General features: G+C 44.9%; 17 protein-coding genes. 6 read left to right on the top strand and 11 right to left on the bottom strand.

The genetic code is table 11. The features are described 5' to 3' along the window. Window positions 1–178 precede the first annotated feature (178 nt). The 3 genes from cspE (at window position 179) to F9817_RS14815 (ending at window position 3,111) form a co-directional block, all read left to right on the top strand. Entirely contained in the window at window positions 179–388 is a 210-nt protein-coding gene (gene cspE, locus F9817_RS14825; RefSeq protein WP_161156904.1) for a transcription antiterminator/RNA stability regulator CspE, read from the top strand. 579 nt (window positions 389–967) lie between these two features. Next, window positions 968–1,639, top strand: coding sequence for a response regulator transcription factor (locus tag F9817_RS14820; protein WP_161156902.1), 672 nt, complete (start codon window positions 968–970; stop codon window positions 1,637–1,639). A gap of 11 nt (window positions 1,640–1,650) precedes the next feature. Continuing rightward, window positions 1,651–3,111 carry an ATP-binding protein gene (locus F9817_RS14815; RefSeq protein WP_161156900.1) on the top strand — a complete coding sequence of 487 codons (1,461 nt, stop codon included), beginning with the start codon at window positions 1,651–1,653 and terminating at the stop codon, window positions 3,109–3,111. Between the two features lie 17 nt (window positions 3,112–3,128). On the opposite strand, the gene mntR is transcribed toward F9817_RS14815, so the two are convergent. Next, complete coding sequence (mntR, locus tag F9817_RS14810; protein WP_161156898.1) at window positions 3,129–3,536, bottom strand: manganese-binding transcriptional regulator MntR; 408 nt, start codon at window positions 3,534–3,536, stop codon at window positions 3,129–3,131. Between the two features lie 6 nt (window positions 3,537–3,542). Next, window positions 3,543–4,817: an Nramp family divalent metal transporter gene (locus F9817_RS14805; RefSeq protein ID WP_161156896.1), complete on the bottom strand. Its 1,275-nt coding sequence runs from the start codon at window positions 4,815–4,817 to the stop codon at window positions 3,543–3,545. 417 nt (window positions 4,818–5,234) lie between these two features. Between F9817_RS14805 and F9817_RS14800 the strand changes: the two genes are divergently transcribed. Together F9817_RS14800 and lpdD are read left to right on the top strand one after the other, a co-directional pair. Continuing rightward, complete coding sequence (locus F9817_RS14800) at window positions 5,235–7,625, top strand: glycoside hydrolase family 3 C-terminal domain-containing protein (protein WP_202436474.1); 2,391 nt, start codon at window positions 5,235–5,237, stop codon at window positions 7,623–7,625. Between the two features lie 151 nt (window positions 7,626–7,776). Then, window positions 7,777–8,166 carry a prenylated flavin chaperone LpdD gene (gene lpdD, locus F9817_RS14795; protein ID WP_161156894.1) on the top strand — a complete coding sequence of 130 codons (390 nt, stop codon included), beginning with the start codon at window positions 7,777–7,779 and terminating at the stop codon, window positions 8,164–8,166. A 288-nt stretch (window positions 8,167–8,454) separates the two neighbouring features. Here the strand turns inward: lpdD and F9817_RS14790 are convergent, their stop codons facing one another. After that, entirely contained in the window at window positions 8,455–9,582 is a 1,128-nt protein-coding gene (locus tag F9817_RS14790; protein WP_161156892.1) for an FAD-binding oxidoreductase, read from the bottom strand. Between the two features lie 249 nt (window positions 9,583–9,831). On the opposite strand from F9817_RS14790, the gene F9817_RS14785 reads away from it, so the two are divergent. Continuing rightward, entirely contained in the window at window positions 9,832–11,148 is a 1,317-nt protein-coding gene (locus F9817_RS14785; protein WP_272918868.1) for an aromatic ring-hydroxylating oxygenase subunit alpha, read from the top strand. Window positions 11,149–11,337: 189 nt separating this feature from the next. Here F9817_RS14785 and F9817_RS14780 read toward each other — a convergent pair whose 3' ends face one another. The 8 genes from F9817_RS14780 to F9817_RS14745 form a co-directional block, all read right to left on the bottom strand. Continuing rightward, window positions 11,338–11,577: a hypothetical protein gene (locus tag F9817_RS14780; protein ID WP_161156890.1), complete on the bottom strand. Its 240-nt coding sequence runs from the start codon at window positions 11,575–11,577 to the stop codon at window positions 11,338–11,340. Between the two features lie 71 nt (window positions 11,578–11,648). After that, window positions 11,649–13,250, bottom strand: a complete 1,602-nt coding sequence (locus F9817_RS14775; protein ID WP_161156888.1) for a BCCT family transporter — start codon at window positions 13,248–13,250, stop codon at window positions 11,649–11,651. Between the two features lie 102 nt (window positions 13,251–13,352). Next, a complete protein-coding gene (gene etfB / locus F9817_RS14770; RefSeq protein WP_161156886.1) occupies window positions 13,353–14,144 on the bottom strand; it encodes an electron transfer flavoprotein subunit beta in 792 nt (263 codons plus the stop codon). Beyond that, entirely contained in the window at window positions 14,134–15,372 is a 1,239-nt protein-coding gene (gene etfA / locus F9817_RS14765; RefSeq protein ID WP_161156884.1) for an electron transfer flavoprotein subunit alpha, read from the bottom strand. The genes etfB and etfA overlap by 11 nt, the downstream gene beginning before the upstream one ends. 9 nt (window positions 15,373–15,381) lie before the next feature. Further along, a complete protein-coding gene (locus F9817_RS14760; RefSeq protein ID WP_161156882.1) occupies window positions 15,382–17,349 on the bottom strand; it encodes a (Fe-S)-binding protein in 1,968 nt (655 codons plus the stop codon). Window positions 17,350–17,358: 9 nt separating this feature from the next. After that, a complete protein-coding gene (locus F9817_RS14755) occupies window positions 17,359–19,422 on the bottom strand; it encodes an NADH:flavin oxidoreductase (RefSeq protein WP_161156880.1) in 2,064 nt (687 codons plus the stop codon). A gap of 96 nt (window positions 19,423–19,518) precedes the next feature. Beyond that, window positions 19,519–20,049 (bottom strand): DUF5943 domain-containing protein, encoded by a 531-nt coding sequence (locus tag F9817_RS14750; protein WP_161156878.1) that lies wholly within the window; start codon window positions 20,047–20,049, stop codon window positions 19,519–19,521. 46 nt (window positions 20,050–20,095) lie between these two features. Further along, window positions 20,096–21,073, bottom strand: coding sequence for a dipeptidase (locus tag F9817_RS14745; protein WP_161156876.1), 978 nt, complete (start codon window positions 21,071–21,073; stop codon window positions 20,096–20,098). Between the last annotated feature and the right edge of the window lie 108 nt (window positions 21,074–21,181).

The following is a 21,181-nucleotide window of genomic DNA, read 5'->3' as shown; positions in this document are numbered from 1 at the left end:
GTATAGTACAACCAGCTCTTAAAAATGAGCTATTAAAGATAAACAAGAACAAGTTCCCCCAGATACCTTTCGATTTCTTCTTCGTATAGCTGCTGAGTTTTCTTCTCCTTACAAATCCAATTAATAGCTATTTCTATAAGCAAACTTACAGTTAATCAATTTATATCGAGGTATTTTTATGTCTAAAACAACTGGTTTAGTCAAATGGTTTAATGAAACAAAAGGCTTTGGCTTTATTACTCCAGATAATGGTGGTTCAGAATTATTTGTTCACTTTAATTCAATCGTTTCTGAAGGGTTTAAAACACTCGCTGAAGGTCAAAAAGTAAGTTTTGATGTTGAGCAAGGTAAAAAAGGCCCACAAGCAGCCAACGTTACTGCTTTATAAGATATCAAGTGGTGTCTTCAAGACACCACTTCCCTCCTGAAAGAAAACTCAATTTACTTTTATCTTTCTTGCTATAACTCAATATTCTCAATTTAAGGCTCATTATGTCTAGAAGAACAACTCGCCAACGTCATTGGTATCAATTATTACGTGAAAGAAACCTCCAAAATAAAGAAGGAAAAATATGTATAAAATAGATTTTTATTTAAAAGAAAATAACAAGAAATGGTCAGCAGAAATTCACCAATTAAATAGCGACATTTTAGAAAGACATATTCACCCTAAAATAACCTCGAATCATTATGACATCTATTTCAACTATAATGAAGAAAGTCAAACTGGTTCAATTCTATTAACCTCCGGAATCTGCATTGGTAGTTTTAGACTTCATTAATCATTACCAACAGCAACACAAAAGCCCCCGTCTTTCATGACTTTCCCGTTTTTCTTCATTTACATGAAACTTTTCATTCGGTTTGCTCTCTAATGTTTATCTGTCACGTTTTAAACTCGTCATGTTTTTGATGATAATGACAAAACACGATATAAAAGTTTAACCTTTGTACAACATTACGAATCATGAAAATCCTCATCGTTGAAGACTCCGAAGTATTACGACGCAGCTTAGTCGTGGGTTTAAATCATCTTGGTTTTGCCACTGATGAAACCGGTGATGGCTCGGAAGGCCTTGCTATGGCACTGCAATATGAGTACGACGCTATCATCCTTGATTTAATGCTGCCGAGTATCGATGGCATGTCGCTATTACAAAAAATTCGCCAGCAAAAAATTAATACTCGCGTACTGATCCTATCAGCTAAAAACCAAACGCAAGATCGAGTCGATGGCTTACTCAAAGGCGCGGATGATTACCTCACCAAACCGTTTTCTTTTGATGAACTGCATGCGCGAATACTGACGTTAATGCGCCGTAGCACGACTGAAAATCGAGACGATTGCCTGAATGTGGGAGAGTTTTGTCTTAACTTGGCCAAGCGCACATTCGAATATCAACACACACCTATTGAGTTAACACCCAATGAGTTTAAAATTCTCAACTGCTTATTCCGTAGTCCAAATCGAGTCATTAGCTTAGAAAGTATTAGTGATGCTGTGGTAGGCAGTTATAATTATCTGTCAAAAAATGCCATTGAAGTGCACATCAGCGCTATACGCCGCAAAGTTCGTAAAGTTCACGGCAACTTACCCATTCGCAATAAACGCGGTTTTGGCTACCTAATTCAAAATTAAATGGTTGTTTCGTGACTTTGATATCTCGCCTGTTAGCCGTGTTTGATAAACGTAAACGCAGCAATAATATTGTTTCTATTCAAAAAAACTTAGTGCGCTCAGTGTCACTGATTTTTGGTGTTATTGTACTTATCGTTTTCCTTTGTGTGGATCAAGGAATGGATCGCTGGGTCGAAAAACAATTTGATAACCAGCTGATTTCCAACGCTAACTATCTTAAGTCTCAAGTAAGTTACTCTTTAAACCAATTAGAAATGACCTTTGATCAACAAGTCATGCCACAATATTCACGCGCGAAGCATCCCCAATTTTTCCAACTGTGGCGGGGCGATAAAGTCATAAAACGCTCGGATTCTCTACAACGCTTCCCGAACACCGATTTAGTAAAATCTCATCTGCCACTGGGGCGCGATCAGGTGTTCCCAATTACGATGCCAAATGGTGAACCGGGTCGAATGGTCCTGTCAACATTTGTCCCGAAGAATGCCACGCAAGATGCTACACCGCTTTATCTCACGGTGTATGAATCAGTGCACTCTTTAAACTTATTGTGGATTGTCGACTTGCTGTTGATCAGTAGCTTCATTATTGCGATGGGCTTAGTGTTTTACATTACCAATGTCGTGATAAAACGAGGCTTAGCTCCACTGCGCGCCTTAAATGAAGAATTGAAACATTTTCGCGATTTAAGAGAAAGCGGTGAACCGATCACCGGCTTTCCAAACGCGAAAAAACCGGTCAAAGAAATTGAGCCGATTCGACGAGAACTTAATGCTTTTATTGCCACTAACAATCAATTGGTTGAAAACGAAAAGCGCATTACGACTGATATTGCTCATGAACTGAAAACGCCGATTGCGGAGATTCTCTCACTGAGCGAGATCCATCGTCTTTATCCAGATGATGAACGAATCAGCGCCACATTTTCATCCGACATACTGAATATCTCCCATCGTATGAAAAGCATTGTGGAAAATTTGATGTTATTGCAGCGTTCGTCATCACCCAGTCTTGAAGTTAGCCAAGAAGAGCTGTGCTTAAATGAACTATGCGATTCGATCATCAGTTCACTGCGCTTCAAATATCACGATATTGACTTGCGAGTACAACTAAGCTTTACCGCTTTTAATACATTAGAAGCTGATCGATTTATTATTGAAACCATCGTCACTAACCTACTCGATAATGCGCTATTCTATAGTCCGCAAGGCAGTAACGTATGTTTAGAATGGGTGACCATCAATAAGAAACGGGCACTACGTATCTCGAATCCTATTGCTAAGACGATCAGTAATGAACAGCTCGAAAACCTCAAGCAACCGCTTTATCAGATCGATAGCGCCCGTTCGAGCACACAACACTTTGGCTTAGGATTATCGATTGTCGATAATCTATGCCGTCAGTGTCATTATCATCTGCGTTTTGAGTCACCTGAGCCTTTAAGGTTTGTCGTCATTGTTGAATTACAATAAACAAGCAGAGGCGCGCCTTAGGATTTCAAAAAGCGTAGCATCGCCTGCACCGTTTCTTCGCTGCAGTGGTGCTCAATACCTTCTGCATCAGCATGTGCAGTAGCTTCAGACACGCCTAATTTGATTAAGGTTTCAAATACCACATTGTGGCGATGAGCCACTTTTTCTGCGAGTTCCCTGCCTTTTTCGGTCAGGAAAATGCCGCGATATGGCATGGATTCAACTAACCCTTCTTTCTTTAGCCGGGAAATGAATTTAGAAACGGCAGCCGCACTCACGCCAAAACGCTGGGCGAGATCGGCACTGCGAACCTCGCCATGTGTTTGGAATAAATCAGCAATTTCTTCGACATAATCTTCCACCAGCTCACTTTGGTGGTCTTCTTTTGCTTTATTAAAATAAAGGCTCTGTTTTGATTTTGGCATTAATTTTTATGCAACAGTGTAATAAATAACGTAAATATTTAATCCTATGATTAAGCCACAAATCAAGCGTCCAAGATAGCTAATCCACTTTTTATTGACCATATCACCCATAATTTTTCGCGATGAGGTGAAAGTTAACAGTGGAATGAGTGCAAATGGGATACCGAAACTCAATACCACTTGGCTGGCGACCAGCGCTTTTTGTTCGGAGACACCAAGCATAATGACAATTAATGCAGGAACCATCGTAATTAGTCTGCGCACACCAATTGGAATGGTAAAGCGCACAAAACCTTGCATTAACACTTGGCCGGACATAGTGCCGACAATGGAAGATGACAGTCCAGCTAATAACAAACCGATACCAAAAATGGTGCTCGCCGCACTGCCTCCCATCAATGGAGATAGCAGCTTATAGCTTTCAGAAATTGTCGCTACATCTTTATGACCTGTGGTATGAAATGTCGCCGCTGCTAAAGCTAGCAAGGCCATATTAACAACCCCAGCTAAAGCCATGCCTAACACCACGTCCAAGCGGTAGAAACGGGCAATTGCTTTACGCTCAGAACTGTTTTTTACCTTTATTCTGTCTTGTGCCAGCGCCGAGTGCAGATAAATGACGTGGGGCATAATCGTCGCCCCTAAAATACCAGCCGCTAAATATAACGCATAGCTATCAGGGAAATTGGGAACAAACAAGCCCTGGGTCAGCGCCGCCATGTCTGGGCGACTGAGGAATAGCTCGACTGCAAATCCCCCCGCAATCGCCATGATCATGGCACCGATAATGATCTCCATTAACCGGAAACCAAAGCGTTGTAATAGCAAAGCCGCATAAGTCACCACGCCTGTGAGGAGAGCGCCGTAAATCATGGGAATATCAAATAGCAAATAAAAAGCCAGTGCAGCCCCTAGAAACTCTGCAAGATCGGTCGCGATCGCAACTAACTCCGCTTGAATCCAGTAAAACCAAACGACAGGCTTAGGATATTTTTCACGGATCACTTCCGCGAGGTTTTTACCCGTGGCTAAGCCAAGACGAGCCGACATCCCTTGAATCAACATTGCCATCAGGTTTGCGGCGAGCACCACCCAAAGTAATGAGTAGCCATATTTGGCTCCCGCTTCGATGTTAGTCGCAAAGTTTCCCGGATCCACATAAGCCACAGCTGCAATCAGAGCAGGGCCAAACATCACTAACCAGTTAAAGCGTTTTGCTTTACCCCGCAACACATCGGTTGCTTGAAATTGAATCGAATTGTTTGATATTGATTGCAACATTAAACTTACCTCACATAAGTTAACCTTGGTTAACATCATTATATTGAGTTAATTTAGTGTTTAAAATCCAATCGTTTTTACCAATCAAGATGATAACTTTTCTCAATTAAACTTAATACTGCTGGTTTAACGCTCTGATATTGGTTGATTTTCCTTCTTTTATATGACTTTTATTCCATAATAAAGTAAAACGCACATTGTTTCGTTCCAACTTTTTTGCAAGAAAAATGATACCTATCCCAATTTTTATCACTGCTCATCTTTCATTAGCAAAACGTTAATCTCAGCAGAGAAACCGGTTCCACTAGGGAGTTACATTTATATGCGCTCTGATGCCCTTTTCCTTCGGAATAATATAATCCGCCTACCTTACAGTTCGCATCAGCAGCCCATTTGTGAAATAAATAGGTAACGATAATGAATAAAAAAGTCATGTATCCAAAGATAAACAAAACAACGGTCATTGTTTCTCTTGCCATTGCCAGCGCACTGACGGGTTGCGCAAACACCAATCAAGACAATAACGACCAAGCAGCTTTACAGCTCAAAGCGCAAAATATGGTCAGTAAAATGAGTACTGATGAAAAGCTCAATTTACTGGTCGGCCCCGGTTATGGTGATAAAGGGATTAATGCAGGACCAGAAGTTAAAGGCACTGCTGGCTATATTAACGGGGTTAACAATCCTGTTTCCGGAATTGATTTAACCGCATCGGTACTTGCCGATGGCCCTGCCGGTATTCGTATTGATCCTAAACGCGAAGGTGACGAGCACACCTATTACGCTACGGCTTTTCCTATTGGCGTGTTACTCGCTTCTAGCTGGGATCCTCAAGTTGTCAGAACCGTTGGCAATGCCATCGGCCAAGAAGCCAAAGCCTATGGTGTGGATTTTTGGTTAGCTCCCGGAATGAACATTCAGCGTAATCCTCTGAATGGCCGTAACTTTGAATACTATTCAGAAGATCCATTCGTCACTGCAAAAATTGCCGAGGCGGTAACAGAAGGGGCTCAATCCAACGGTATTGGCGTCACCATTAAACACTTTGTCGCCAATAACTCAGAAACTAACCGCATGACGGTCAACAACATTATTTCTCCCCGTGCGCTGCGAGAAATTTATCTACGTGGGTTCGAAAATACTGTAGAAACAGCGCAGCCTTGGGCCATCATGACCTCTTACAATAAGGTAAATGGCACCTATACCTCACAACGCCATGATTTAGTCACCGATGTACTTCGTGATGAATGGGGTTTTAAAGGCCTAGTGATGAGTGACTGGTATGCCGGAGATAACGCGGTTGAGATGATTAATGCTGGCAATGATGAAATTCAGCCTGGCGGCATCAACATGGTGACCAAAGAGAAACAATTACAACACCTACAAAAAGCGTATCAAGAAGGCAAAATCACCGACGAAACCATCAACCGAAATGCGGTTCACATCGTCACGCAAATGCTAAAAACACCAAGCGCGCAACATGTATTACCCGCCAACAATCCAGATTTAGCCACTCATGCAGCACTGTCACGTTATACGGCTGACCAAGGCATTATTTTACTGAAAAACCAATCTCAAGCATTGCCAATCAGTACCCATGAAAAAGTGGCGACTTTCGGTATTGCTCAGCAACTCACTCAAAAAGGAGGAACTGGCAGCGGCGACGTTCACTCAGCCCATGTGGTCAATTTGATGGAAGGCTTGCAAGCCGAATTAACCGTCGATCCAACACTACAACGCTATTACCAACACTGGTATCACACTAACCGCACCAAAACGTCAGATAAATTTAATATCAGTACCATTTATCACTGTCCAGAACCCACCCTCTCCGCAAAACAGATTAATACCGCGGCTAAAGACGATGATGTCGCCGTGATTACTATTTCGCGCACAGCGGGTGAAGGCACAGATCGAACCACGAAAAAAGGGGATTACCAACTCACTAATAACGAGTCAGCGTTAATCAGTAAGGTGTCTATGGCTTTCCACGCGCAAGGTAAACAAGTCGTCGTGGTATTGAATATCTCAGGCGTGATTGAAACAACCTCTTGGAAAGATAAAGTAGATGGCATTGTGCTCGCCTACTTGCCGGGTGAAGAAAGTGGTTTTGCTGTCGCTGATATCCTTTCAGGTAAAACCAATCCAAGCGGTAAACTCACCCAAACCTTCCCTGCCAAATACAGCGATGTTCCCTCTGCTAAGACATTCTTTGGTAAAGACACCAATGGCGACGGAAAAATCGACACTAACTATTACAATGATGGCATTTTAGTTGGCTATCGTTACTACTCGACTAACAACGTACCGGTTTCCTTCCCATTTGGTTATGGATTGTCGTATACCTCATTTCGTTATGGCACACCGACTGTGGTTGAAAACAGCTTAAACGCAAGCGGTGCAAAAGGTGAAGTGTCGCTCTCTGCTACCATCACAAACTCAGGCCAAGTCGCCGGTAAGGAAGTTGCAGAAGTCTATATTGCCGCGCCAAATGGTAAATTGGTCAAACCAAAAATTGAGTTAAAATCATTCGCTAAAACAGCTCAACTGGCCCCAGGAGAAGCGCAAACACTGAATTTCACTATTCCAGCGAAATGGTTAGCTAGCTTTGATAGCAAAGACAACCAATGGATTATCGAACCCGGCCAATACCAGGTCTATGTTGCGCCATCTTCAAATATAAATGACATCCAACCCGTACCATTTACGATTAACCAAGAGGTGGTGGTAGCGAAAACCACCCCAAATGCTTTGGCTTTACCTCAAGGCTATACCATAAATAAAACTGGCGGAGTAATCACTCACTAATCTTACATATCATCATTTGATAGATAATTGTGTCTATCAGCCCCCACCGACATTTATTATTGGTGGGGGCATGCCTCGTTTCGCAACCCTATTAGGTTCACCCCATAACTCATGATAAAGTATTCCTTTTATTTCATAAGGGTAATCGGAAATGTCGCAAGTGTTAGGCCAATCGCTAGTAGAAGAGCAAGATGGAATTCGCGTGGAGTTAACCGCCCTTCCCGTTGGTGACGATCTGGTTTTAGTTTTATCGGGTGGTGACAAAGCGCATATTGGCGCGACAGCCGTTGCTCAGCCTCGCCCTAGCTTAGAAGATCCAGAAAAAATAAGCGCCTCCACGTCTGTCATCTGCGTAATGGGGCATAAAGAAGACTTACTCGCTCACCATGTCGCCCAAAAAACAGCTTCCGCTCTTAATTGCGTCGTCAGTGCCAACTGTGGCATCCATATGGATAACGCCAGTAAAGAACAAATTAAGATTATTCAACAGCTGGTCTCTACATTGCTGCAAACCTTTATTGCCAAGTGCGATAACCAATAATCAGACCGCCCCCCTAAGAATGGTGATGGGCATGTGGTCATTCGACTAACAACATGCTGTTTAATAGTGATGGTATGCCGAATGAATTGCAGATCGGTTATTCTGATGCAAGCTCAACATTCTGCTGTCAAAATAACAGAAGACGGCTACGGAAACCGAATTTGATCAGAACTGACACCGACCCAGTTTATCGACGTTGGTTTCTAAATACGTTAACGATGAATCTTATTAGGGGGCCGAACTATCGGCCACTAATGTTACGTCGCTTAGACGCATCGCCAATGCACATCAATATTCAATTGCGACATTGTCTTCTGGCACACTACAACAAGACAAAATATAGCCATCATCGACATCTTCATCGGTTATCCCGCCATTATGATTCATCACAACATTGCCACTCACTTTCTTCACTTTACATGTACCACAAATACCCATACCACATGCTTTAGGAATGGTGAGCCCAGCTTTAGCTGCGGCCGCATGGACAGTTTCTCCTGGTGCAATTTGCGCCTGCTTATCACTATTCAAAAACATCACATCGATAAGATCGCTAGCCGTTAGTGCATCCGCTTCCTCTGCCGCAATTTCCGCAGATTGAACGGCTTTTTCTTCCACATGATCAGGCGTAGCGCCAAAGACTTCTTCATGATAATGCTCCATGTTAAAGCCCAACCGAGCTAACATAGATTTTACTGAGAGCATGTATGGCGTAGGGCCACAGCAAAAGATTTCTCGCTCTTTAATATCGGGCGTCGTCATCAGCAATTTCGTTTCATCTAGGTAACCACGGTAACCTGCCCATTTTTGTCCTGATTCAAGGCGTGCACATATGATATGTAAATGAAAATTGGCTATCCGCGATGACATAAATTCCAGCTCAGAATGAAAAATCACATCACTAGGCGTACGCGAACTATGAACAAACGAAATATCTACATCAGTATTGGTATCATAAATCCAACGTGCCATAGACATCATCGGTGTAATACCAACGCCACCAGAGAGCAGTAATACTTTTTCCGCAGGAAAATCTATACTGTTGAAAGCACCTACCGGGCCATGAACGGCCAATTCATAACCTTCTTCGAGATTATCGTGTATCCAGTTAGATACCACTCCGCCCGGCACCCGTTTTACGGTTATCGAAAAGCTATAAGGAACGGAAGGAGAGCTGGATATCGTATAAGAGCGGAACACTTGTTCACCATCAATCTCTAACTCCAGTGTCACAAACTGACCGGGTTTAAAAAAGAACATCAAAGGTTGATGCGCCATAAAACAAAACGTTTTCGTGTCCCGGGTTTCTTGAATGGTTTTCACACAACGAACAGCATGACGACCGTTATCCCAAATCTGAGTCTCAACAGGAATAAACGAACTGCTAGCAGCAACGGGATTAGTTGGGGTATTCATCTTTAGCATCTCCGCAACGATATAATTTTAAACGTCCCTCCATGGGTTTGTGTATTGTTGGTTTATATTGATTCACCAAATTATCTATTCACGACATGAACTTATCCAAAACAACCAATGACCAAAAAGTTTCTGATTTCATGTCTTAAATAGACTAGGAAAATGTCGCGTTTAGACCTCTTCTCTCTATGCCAATAATGGCACGATAGCCAAAGCCCAATTACACACAAAAAGTAGGTGGTTGGTTAAATGCAAGGAAGCCCTCGTAGGGCATATCGTCAACATTTTCGAGAAGAAGATAGAGCAATGACACAAAACGATATACTCAACATGACATACCCCAGTTTGGATATTGCACGAGCAGAAATGAAAAAGATGCTCAATGAACGTCAACCAAACTATTCATTACCTCGTCCGATGTACAATGACCCCCTACTATTTAAAGTTGATATAGAAGAGATATTTCAAAAGGAGTGGTTATTTGTCGGAATGACCAGTGAAATCCCAAGTAAGGGCGATTATTTTACGGTTGAAATCGCGCAAAATCCTGTGCTTGTCGTACGTGCTGCCGACGGTTCGGTCAATGCGTTTCACAATACTTGTCGTCACCGCGGTTCACGTATCTGTCTAGAACACAGAGGTAAAGTAGCGAACTTAGTCTGCCCTTATCACCAATGGACTTACGACACCAAAGGCAATCTGCTGTTTGCTGGAACTGAAATGGGGGACGAGTTTGATATGCAAAAACATAAACTCAACCAAGTTCACTGCAAAACAGCGGGCGGATTTATCTTTATCTGCCTAGGTGACGAACCTCCAACCTCTGATTTCGACGAGTTTCTCGCTACCTTAGAAGAATATATGGAACCTTATGATGTCGAGAACACCAAACTCGCCGTCGAATCTAACATGTATGAACAAGCGAACTGGAAACTGGTCATTGAAAACAACCGTGAGTGTTATCACTGTAGCGGCAGTCACCCAGAGCTTTTAAATACATTGCTTGAATGGGATGACACTACCGATCCGCGAGCGACACCAGAGTTTCTAAACTATTGTGAACGCCTCTCATCTGAATGGGATGCCGAAGGTATTTTGCACCAACACCAAAGTTTTGGTCAACGAAACCGCCTCGTGCGTATGCCACTGAAAGAAGGCACTTCGGTCATGACGATTGATGGTTCACTTGGCTGTCAAAAAATGCTGGGACGCATTCAAAATTCCAATTTAGGTTCACTACGTATCTTGCATTTACCAAACTCTTGGAACCATATGCAAAGCGACCACTTTATCGTATTTCGAGTGCTGCCAATTTCAGCGCAAGAAACGTTAGTTACCACCAAATGGTTTGTACATAAAGATGCCATTGAAGGCGTTGATTACGACCCTGAAAACTTGCGCCGTGTGTGGGATGCAACCAACGATCAAGACCGTAAACTTGGTGAAGATAATCAACGCGGGATCAACTCTCTCAGTTATCAACCGGGGCCTTACTCGCAAACTTATGAGTTTGGGGTCATTGATTTCATTAATTGGTATTGCGATCGCGTGGAAGAAAAAATCTAGTGACCTCACTGAGCGCTCACCCTTTCTAGCCTCATCAAGCATGAGGCTTTTTTGTTGCTCGGCAATCGTATCAAGGATAACGGTTAATAAGTTGAATCCATTACTCGCGTTACTTAAAAGGCTCCATAAAAAAGCGATCTCGGTGAGGAGATCGCAATCTTAAATAGCGTGTTTCAGAGCATATAATCGTTACGCTGCGAGTTTTTTACTCAACGTCCAAGCGATAACTTCTTCCACCTCTGGAAGTAAAATACCATCAGATTCAAATGCATACACAGCATCCCATAGCGGCGCGTTATCAGCATTATCTTTTAGCCAGAGTTCAATACTGCTTTTCACTTTCTCCGGCTCGTTGGAAGAACATTGAATACCTAGGTCGGAAATAGTGTTCACAAAATCAACCATATCCACTAAATCAGCATGCATCATGACTCTTTCTCCTTTGAAGGGGGCAACTTATCCCTCTTGCCATTTTCGAAATCGTTTCTTCGCTGGTGTATTTATCTATATAAATGTTTTTCTGAAATCAACCCTTTATATAAGCTCCAACACATTAAGATCAGAACCAGAGTAAAGGGTAAACCAGTAGCAATAGCTCCAGCTTGAAGTGCCGTTAAAGCTTCAGAGCCACCACCAAATAGTAAAGCTGCAGCAATAACCCCTTCCATTACCGCCCAAAATACCCGTTGAACAACGGGAACGTCTTCCTTACCCCCAGCGGTAATGCTATCAATCACTAAGGATCCTGAATCTGATGATGTCACGAAAAACAGCAGTACTAAGACGATGCCGATAACAGAGAGCAGTGACGTCATGGGTAACTGGTCGAACATTTGGAACATAGAGAGCGATACATCACTAATACCGTTGGCCAACTCACCAATTCCTGAGGTGGCCTGGTCCAATGCGGTTCCGCCCATAATGCTTAACCAAATCATGGTCACCAAGGTAGGAACCAATAGCACTGCGGTAATAAACTCTCTTACCGTGCGACCTTTTGACACACGAGCGATAAACATGCCAACGAAAGGAGACCAAGAGACCCACCAAGCCCAATAAAAGACCGTCCAGCCATGATAAAACGTCGCGTCATCGCGCCCCATCCAATCAGAAAGCGGGACAAAGTTTTCCGCATAACCGACGGCGATATTGGCAAACGTATGCACAATACTCAACGTAGGACCGACCACAACTAAAATGGCCAACAGTGCTGCTGCAATAAACATATTGGTATTACTGAGCAGTTTTACCCCGCCATCCAATCCACGGACTACTGACACAACCGCAATGCTGGTCACCACAATGATGAAACCAATCTGTGTTGTGAGACCACTAGAAATGCCAAATAGATGGCTTAACCCACCAGCCGCCTGCTGAGCACCAAAGCCTAATGAGGTCGCTAAACCAAAGATAGTCGCCAATACCGATAAAATGTCGATGAAATTACCAATAAACCCCCAGCAGCGTTCGCCAAAAATGGGAAAAAAAGCAGATCGAATGGTGAGCGGCAGTTTTTTGTTGTACGAAAAGAAAGCCAGAGCTAACCCGACAACCGCGTAAATTGCCCATGGGTGAAGCCCCCAATGGTACATAGTTGCACTCAACGCCACTTGCTGCGCTTCTACGCTACGCGCTGGTACATTAAGCGGAGTGCCATACCAATCGGTATAATAGGCAACAGGTTCTGCGACACTCCAAAACATCAAACCGATCCCCATCCCGGCAGCAAACAGCATACAAAACCAAGATAAGTAAGAAAAATCAGGTACAGCTGATACACCACCTAAACGAATTTTACCTACCGGGGAGACCAGCAGGAACACACAAAAGACGATAAAAATATTGCAGCCAACCATGAAAAACCAATCGAAATTATCAATCGACCAAGTTCTGGCTAGCATTAATGTATCTTTTGCTTGCTCGGGAAAATTTAAGGTCAAAATAACAAAGAGCAAAATTAACCCTGCGCTAATGCCAAATACCGGATTATGGATATCCATCCCCATAAACTTGACGTTATCCTGCCCCGTACAATAATCCGTATCATAATTAACTGCAGATGCAGGTCTAAATTTCTGTGGACTGCTTACTATGCTTTTCATACGTTCCCTCATTTATAAACGCATAATGGTTTTGCGTGACATATCGACGGTAACAGAACATCCTTCTCTGACTCGTTTATACGATATGGTTTGGTGGTATTTTTAATGCACAACGCCTTCTTCCAGTAATAAATCAAAGACTGCCTGCGCCATTTCAGCAACAGGCTGTTCTTGTAAGACTTTCCCACCGGAAGATTCGCTTTTCGCTGTTGCCGCTTTAAAACGGTCAGCGGCACTTTTTGCCTTCACGACTTTGAGCCGTTTTGCTTTGGCCTTGGCAGGACTCTCCTCCCAATTCATTTTTTCCGAATCAACGCTCTGCTCTTCCATCGTCTGGCGAACAATTTGGCATTGACGTGCCCGTCCATAGGCGCTTTGCCTTGGTTCTTGTGCGGCGAGATCAACACTCGCGACAAAAGGTAACGACACACTTAAGGCTCGTCTTTGACCACGAGGCAATGCCTGCAATACACGTGCTTTGCCATTTTCTACGGAAAGTATTTCTGCAATCCCCATCACGATGGGACATTGCAGCTGATAGGCGAGAAAGAAAGGCAGCATGCCAGACGACTCACCAAGTTCAGCGCGCATTCCCGTGAGCACAATATCGGGCATGTTGTCGCGAAAATAGCTCGCAAGAGTGGTTATGGCGTCTTGCTGTTCATCTTGTTCAAGCACTTTCAGTGTCGATAACCCCATGCCGCTGTAATAATCCAGTGCCGGATTTTGAGGGTTACCCGCATGAACCACTTCAACCGCAGTATTTTTTAGGTTAAGCGCCAATTCGACCGCTCTTGCGTCTGTCATTGAACGACGCGCTCGCCCTGTTTCTGGGTGAGCCCCGATTGAAACTAGCGTACTCACCTTGAGCGTTTCTGTTTGATTACGCAGCATTCTTTAGCTCCTCTGCCTGATACTTTTGCATTAGATCCACTAACGCTTGCAAAAACTCGTCGCTGTCAGCAATAACACTTAAATCGGCTCGTTTAACCATGTCACAACCCGCATCGGTATTTATCGCAATCACTTTGTCACAAGCACCAATCCCTTGCAGATGCTGAATCGCACCAGAAATACCCACAGCAATATAAACGCGAGCGGTCACCCAACTACCCGTTGCTCCGACCTGCCGTTGCCTTGGCATAAAGCCATCATCGACGGCAACGCGGCTCGCGCCTTCAGTGGCACCAAGCACCTCTGCCGCGCTATGGAACCTATCCCAATTGTGAATACCATTACCTGCGGATAGGATAAATTCCGCTTCAGTTAATGGCACCGCCTGAGGATCAACAGCAACATTGCCTAGATCTTGAATCACGGATTCAACATGGAATTCAATAGAGAATTCAACGGGCAACGCTTGATGGCGAGTTTCATCAATCGGTAACGCGCACTCTTGAGCAAGAAGCAAGATTCTTGGCGTCTCGCGTTTGATGTCATTCCGGCCGCCAGCAGCGCGGCATACCGTCTGGTTAACACCCACGGTCCAAGCTTGAGTGGCAGGACGTTCACCGATCAACGCCGATAACCGAGCGCCGAGCTCAAAGCCACCTTGAATACTGTCAGGAAACAGCCAGTGTTTAGGCCTATAGGCCTGTTCAACACTGGCTAATACCTGAGCCTTTACTTCTGGACAGTACTGTTCAAATAGCTCACCTTGAACAGCAATGAGTCGATCTACCCCCGCCAAATCAAAGTGTTCTTCTTTGTGTAAACCGAAGATCACGGCCATGACAGCCCCCTGCCCTTCGCTTTGCTGTACCAATTGATGCGCTTGGCCTAACACATCTTTATCGTGACTAGTGAGTCGCCCGCCTACCATATCCGGCACCACCACCACGTAAAAATCGGGCGCCTCAACTTTATGTAACGGTAAAACCGTCTCACTCTGTTCTGATGGACGTAAACGATGTACTGAATGAGCCGCACTGTGATTAAGGCGATCAATACGTTTGATGCCATTTGGCCCTATGTATCCGACTCGATGAGGATAACGTCGCACCAAGCCAGAAGGTCCGTGCTCTTCAATGACGGGTGAACTGAACGTACTGTGCTCTGGGTGGAGCCGATTACGCATAATCCATTCTGCACGAGGGTCGCGTCGTAAAATAAATTCTTTCATTGTTATCTCCTACGACAATTGAGACTCAACAGCAGGTGTCCATACTTCTACTGCTGGGATTAACGGGTCTTTCTCAAGCAAAACATCAGCAACCAGTTCAGCAATGTCTTTCACCTCTGGGCGCGGCTCTACCACGCCTTCCAACATGGCGGTACATTGCTGACACCCGACCGCAACAAGTTCAGCGCCGGTGTCACGAATATCATCCATACGCATATCGGCAATGCGGCGCTCGCCAGGGATATCAGTGATCGGAGCACCACCACCGCCACCGCAACAGCGCGAGCGAAATCCTGAGCGTTCCATCTCTTTGTAGGTCATACCCAATTGTTTGATAAGGGTACGCGGTGAATCATATTCCCCGTTATAACGCCCCAAATAACAAGGATCGTGATAGGTGATAGTGCCAGCGATATCGAGTTTGCCTAGCTCAATTAAGCCTTGTTCTGCAAGACGATTAATAAAAGTGGTGTGATGCCAGACTTGGTAATTTGGCTTCTCATCATCAGGATAAAAATCAGGGTATTCATTTTTTAAGCAGTGGAAGGCGTGCGGATCTGTGGTGACAATGCAATCAAAATCATACTTCATGAGGGTTTGTATATTGCGTTTAGCAATACGTTGGAACGTTGCATCATCACCTAAACGGCGCGCCACATCGCCGCTATCCAATTCTTCATTACCGAGAATAGCGACGTTGATTTTGGCGGCTTTTAAAATTTTGACGAAGGCTTTCAAAATACGCTGACTGCGCATATCAAATGCCCCATCGGAAACCCAAAACAGCACATCAGCACGCTTGACGTCTGACATCAGATCCAAGTTTTGATCCGCGGCCCAGTTAACTCGTTTATTGGGAGTATGACCATTCGGGTTGTCGGTAAAAATAATATTTTCAATAACATCAACTGCTTTACTCGGTGTTGCCCCTTTCTCTAGAGTGAGGAAACGGCGCATATCGACTACCGCATCCACGTGTTCAATCATCATCGGACACTCTTCAACACAAGCTCGGCATGTTGTGCATGACCATAAGGTTTCAGCATTGAGCACACCATCGACGATAGGACGATGAGCATTCCCTTGTGCGTGGCCCACGTCTTTGCCGGGATACGGACTACCTGCGTAATGTTTGTCTGTCGTTCCTGCTAACCCCACCACCATGTCTTGCACAAGCTTCTTCGGGTTAAGTGGCTGGCCAGCAGCAAAGGCTGGACATACGGCTTCACAGCGACCACATTGTACGCATGCATCAAAACCCAACAGTTGGTTCCATTTGAAATCGGCTGGGTTTTCAACACCTAACTTATTATCTTCAAGATTAAGTGGTTTTAACCCCGTCGAACGCCCCCCGCCGAAGCGTTCTGGGCGGCGGTGAAACGCCAAATGAAGTGCCCCGGCAAAAGCGTGTTTCATCGGTCCCCCCCATCCCATGCCCAATAGCATTTCGCCGACACCCCACACTATCGCAGCCAGTAACACAACAGCAGCCAACACATTAAATGCATCACCCGAAATCACCCCAGAGGCTGGCAGGGTGACCATGAAAAAGCTTAACGAAAACGTCAGCAAGCTTTTGGGTAAGCGCATCCAGGGGCCTTTGGATAATCGACTCGGCGGATTGATACGACGGCGAGCAACAAACACGGCGCCAGTAAACATCATCGCCAATGACGCCAATAACACCCATGACAGTACATGTGGCGCTAAGCCAAAGCCATGTACCGCAATGATCAGCACCATGGATAATACAAATCCCCCAGCAGTGGCCACGTGCGTGTGGGACATCACCTTATCGCGATCAACCACGTGATGAAGATCCACCAAATAACGGCGTGGCATCGCCGCTAAGCCAGCGAGTATCGCAACCTTTTCTGTTTGCCCTTGACGCCACAAATTAATGCGGCGCAGCATACCTATGACCGTAAGACACCCTACGGCCAGTAACAAATAGGGAAGTACCGACTCTAGGAACATACGATCACCTTACAAGTCTTTGCACAAACGCAATGCATCGTATATCGCCGCATGTGTATTGCGCTGAGAAACACAGTCACCAAGGCGCCATAAAATCATGCCGTCTTGAGCTTCGTTTAATACCGGTTGGGCTTTGGCAGCAAACAAGGTTTCATTATCAACCTGACCACGGTTTACCGACTCTGCTTTGAGTTCGTAATACAAGGCTTCATTTGGACGAGTGCCATTCTCTACCACGATTTGGTCCACCACGCGCTCTTCCTTGCGTCCGGTGTATTCATTTTCTAATACCGCAATGAGGTTTTCGCCCTCGCGATAGACTTTGATTAACGCGAGATCAGACGTCATGATGACCTCTTTTTCATAGAGGCTGCGATAATAAGTTGGGAAGGTCGTTCCTCCAATGCCAACACCTGGTTTTATATCGTCAGTTACCAGTTCCACTTTGGCACCTTTCGACAAGAGATAGTCAGCCGCAGACATACCGGAAAACTCACAAATAGTGTCGAAAATCAGCACGTTTTTTCCCGGCTCAACCGTGCCTTTTAAGATGTCCCAAGAAGAGACCACCAACCCTTCTGCGGCGCCCCATTCTGGATTTTGTTCCAGAAATGGCGTGCCACCGGTTGCTAAAATGCACACGTCTGGTTGCAGCTCGCGAATCATATCGGCACTGGCCGCAGTATCGAGCAATACTTCAACGCCAAGGCGATTGACTTCCATAGCTAACCAACGCGTAATACCCGCCATTTGATCTCGCTGAGGGGCTTTGGCCGCAATGGTAATTTGCCCCCCTAATTCGCTCGATTTTTCAAATAGCGTTACTTTGTGACCGCGTTCAGCTGCTACTCGCGCAGCTTCCAACCCACCGGGGCCTCCCCCAACAATCACTACGTTGCGAATGGGTCCTTTGGTCTTTTCTATGAGATGGGGCAACCCCATGTATTCACGCGAGGTTGCTGCGTTTTGAATACACAGTACATCTAACCCCATGTATTGGCGGTCAATACAGTAGTTGGCCCCCACACATTGGCGAATCTGATCGGTCTGGCCTAGTTTGATCTTGGCGATAAGATGAGGGTCGGCAATATGGGCACGAGTCATTCCAACAAAATCGACATAACCTGCTTCGAGAATCCGTTTTGCCTGATTTGGGTCTTTGATATTTTGGGCGTGAATCACCGGAACAGAGACCACTTCTTTAATACCTGCGGCCAAATGTAAGAACGGCTCTGGTGGATAGCTCATATTTGGAATCACATTCGCTAGCGTGTTGTGAGTGTCACAGCCAGATCCCACAACACCAAAGTAATCGACCTGACCAGTTGCATCGTAATAGGCCGCTATTTGCTTCATATCATCATGGGTTAAGCCATCAGGATGAAATTCATCACCAGTGATGCGCATCCCGACAACAAAATCCGGACCAACGGCTTCACGTACTGCCTTTAACACTTCCATCCCAAAGCGCATACGGTTTTCAAATGAACCACCCCATTCGTCGGTGCGTTTATTGACACGTGGCGACCAAAATTGGTCAATCATATGTTGGTGTACCGCAGAGAGTTCAACGCCGTCTAACCCGCCTTCTTTTGCGCGCACGGCCGCCTTAGCAAAATCGCCGATCACGCGCCAGATTTCTTCGACTTCGATGGTTTTACATGTCGCACGATGCACGGGTTCACGAATCCCCGATGGTGACATCAAGTTCGGCCAGTTTTCTCCATCCCAGCGTGAGCGTCGCCCCATATGCGAAATCTGAATCATGATCTTGCCACCATGTTTATGGACAGCATCGGCTAAGTTTTGGAAATGGGGAATGATTCTATCGGTGGAAAGATTCACCGAGCTCCACCAGCTTTGCGGGCTATCAATAGAAACCACACTCGAACCGCCACAAATACATAAGCCACATCCACCCTTGGCTTTTTCTTCGTAGTATTTGACATAACGTTCGGTCGTCATCCCCCCATCAGTCGCGTACACCTCGGCGTGTGCAGTACTGACAATACGGTTACGAATGGTGGTGTTATTAATCTTTAATGGTTGGAACAGAATATCGAACTGGGACATGCTTCACCTCTGCACTAGCCCTCGCTTTTATCAAAGCGCAGGGCTGTCTTCCTTGACAATGCTGACTTTTTTTAATCGTTATAAGCGCTGTTTTTATTAAATAGGGGTCACTTCAAATAGGCCAAAATCACAGCCTTCTTCAGCGCCGCTTTGGGTTTGAATCGCGCGCGTTTTAACGCTTAAGCCCATGCTTTGAGCAACTTGATCAAGTGCTCCGGCAAACCATCCAGTGAACATGTAATCCACTTTCCGATTCACTTTGCCGTATTGATAAACAAAGCACGAGTTCTCAAGCCTTACTCGCGCTTGGCCTTTTTCAATATCTAACTCTTCCGTGATGAAAAATCCCCAGCCACGTTGCGATAAGCGTTTCATGTAATGATCAAAGATTTCACGTCCTACTAAACCGTGTTCTTCTGCCTCTTTTTCACACCAATAGTAAGCGGATTTGTATCCCGCTTTGTACAGAATATCGGCATAACGTTCGGCGCCAATCTCTGCTTCAATCCCCATGTGGTTGTTGACAAAGAAATGTCGTGGTACATAGAGCATCGGCAGTGCGTCGGTGGTCCAAACGCCGGTGTCATCATCGACGACAATAGGCAATTCAGGTGCATGTGTGGTCATATCGAATTCTCCCTTTCTTAATCTGTCCTGTCGTTATTCCAGTTGGCTATTCGCCCCAAACTTCACCTAAAACACGTAACCAGTTCTCACCCATAATCTTGCGCACTTGCGACTCACTAAAACCATGTTTAAGCAAGGCTGCCGTCAAATTAGGAAACTCACCTAAGGTGCGAATGCCTTCTGGATTAATGATTTCGCCAAAATTCGTTAAACGGCGGGCATAACCTTTATCGTGCGTAAGCCATTCGAAGAAGGGTTGGTCTTGTCCTTGGGTAAAATCTGTGCCTATACCGATATGGTCTTCGCCCACTAAATTAAAGATGTAAGCGATCGCCTCTACGTAATCATCGATAGTCGAGTGAATGCCATTTTTGAGGAAAGGAGCGAACATGGTGACGCCAACAAAACCGCCATGATCAGCGATAAATTTGATGTCTTCGTCGGATTTATTGCGGGGATGATCTTTTAAGCCACTGGGTAAACAGTGTGAGTAGCAAACAGGCTTTTTCGAGGCAAGGATCACTTCTTGGGACGTTTTCCCTCCTACATGAGAAAGGTCGCACATCATGCCAACGTCATTCATTTCTGCCACGATTTCATGACCAAACCCTGATAAGCCACCATCACGTTCATAACAGCCCGTTCCGACTAGGTTTTGCGTGTTGTAACACATTTGAACCACGCCGACGCCTAAGTCTTTAAAGACTTGTACATAACCTAATTGATCTTCAAAAGCATGGGCGTTTTGAAAGCCCATCATGATGCCTGTTTTACCTTCTTGCTTAGCTCGGCGTATATCGGCTGTGGTTTTTACTTTCAAGACTAAATCGCTGTTCTCTTCCAGTAAGTTGTTCATATCGACAATGTTGTCGACGGTGTTTTGAAAGCCTTCCCACACCGATACCGTACAGTTAGCCGCAGTTAAACCGCCTTCACGCATATCTTGAAATAGTGCCCTCTCCCATTTCGCAATGACTAAGCCGTCAATGACGATAGCATCTTCATGCAAATCCGTTGCGTTCATCTCATCACCTATTCGTGTTGTTTCCTGTTACTAACCAGAATAGGTATTACGGAATAGCAACACTGTTCTGAAAACGGCATCTAAAATTCCCATTGCGCAGCCAAAATA

The organism is Vibrio eleionomae, assembly GCF_009874545.1.
Lineage (GTDB): Bacteria > Pseudomonadota > Gammaproteobacteria > Enterobacterales > Vibrionaceae > Vibrio > Vibrio nitrifigilis.
This window is presented reverse-complemented; position numbering and strand designations above follow the sequence as displayed.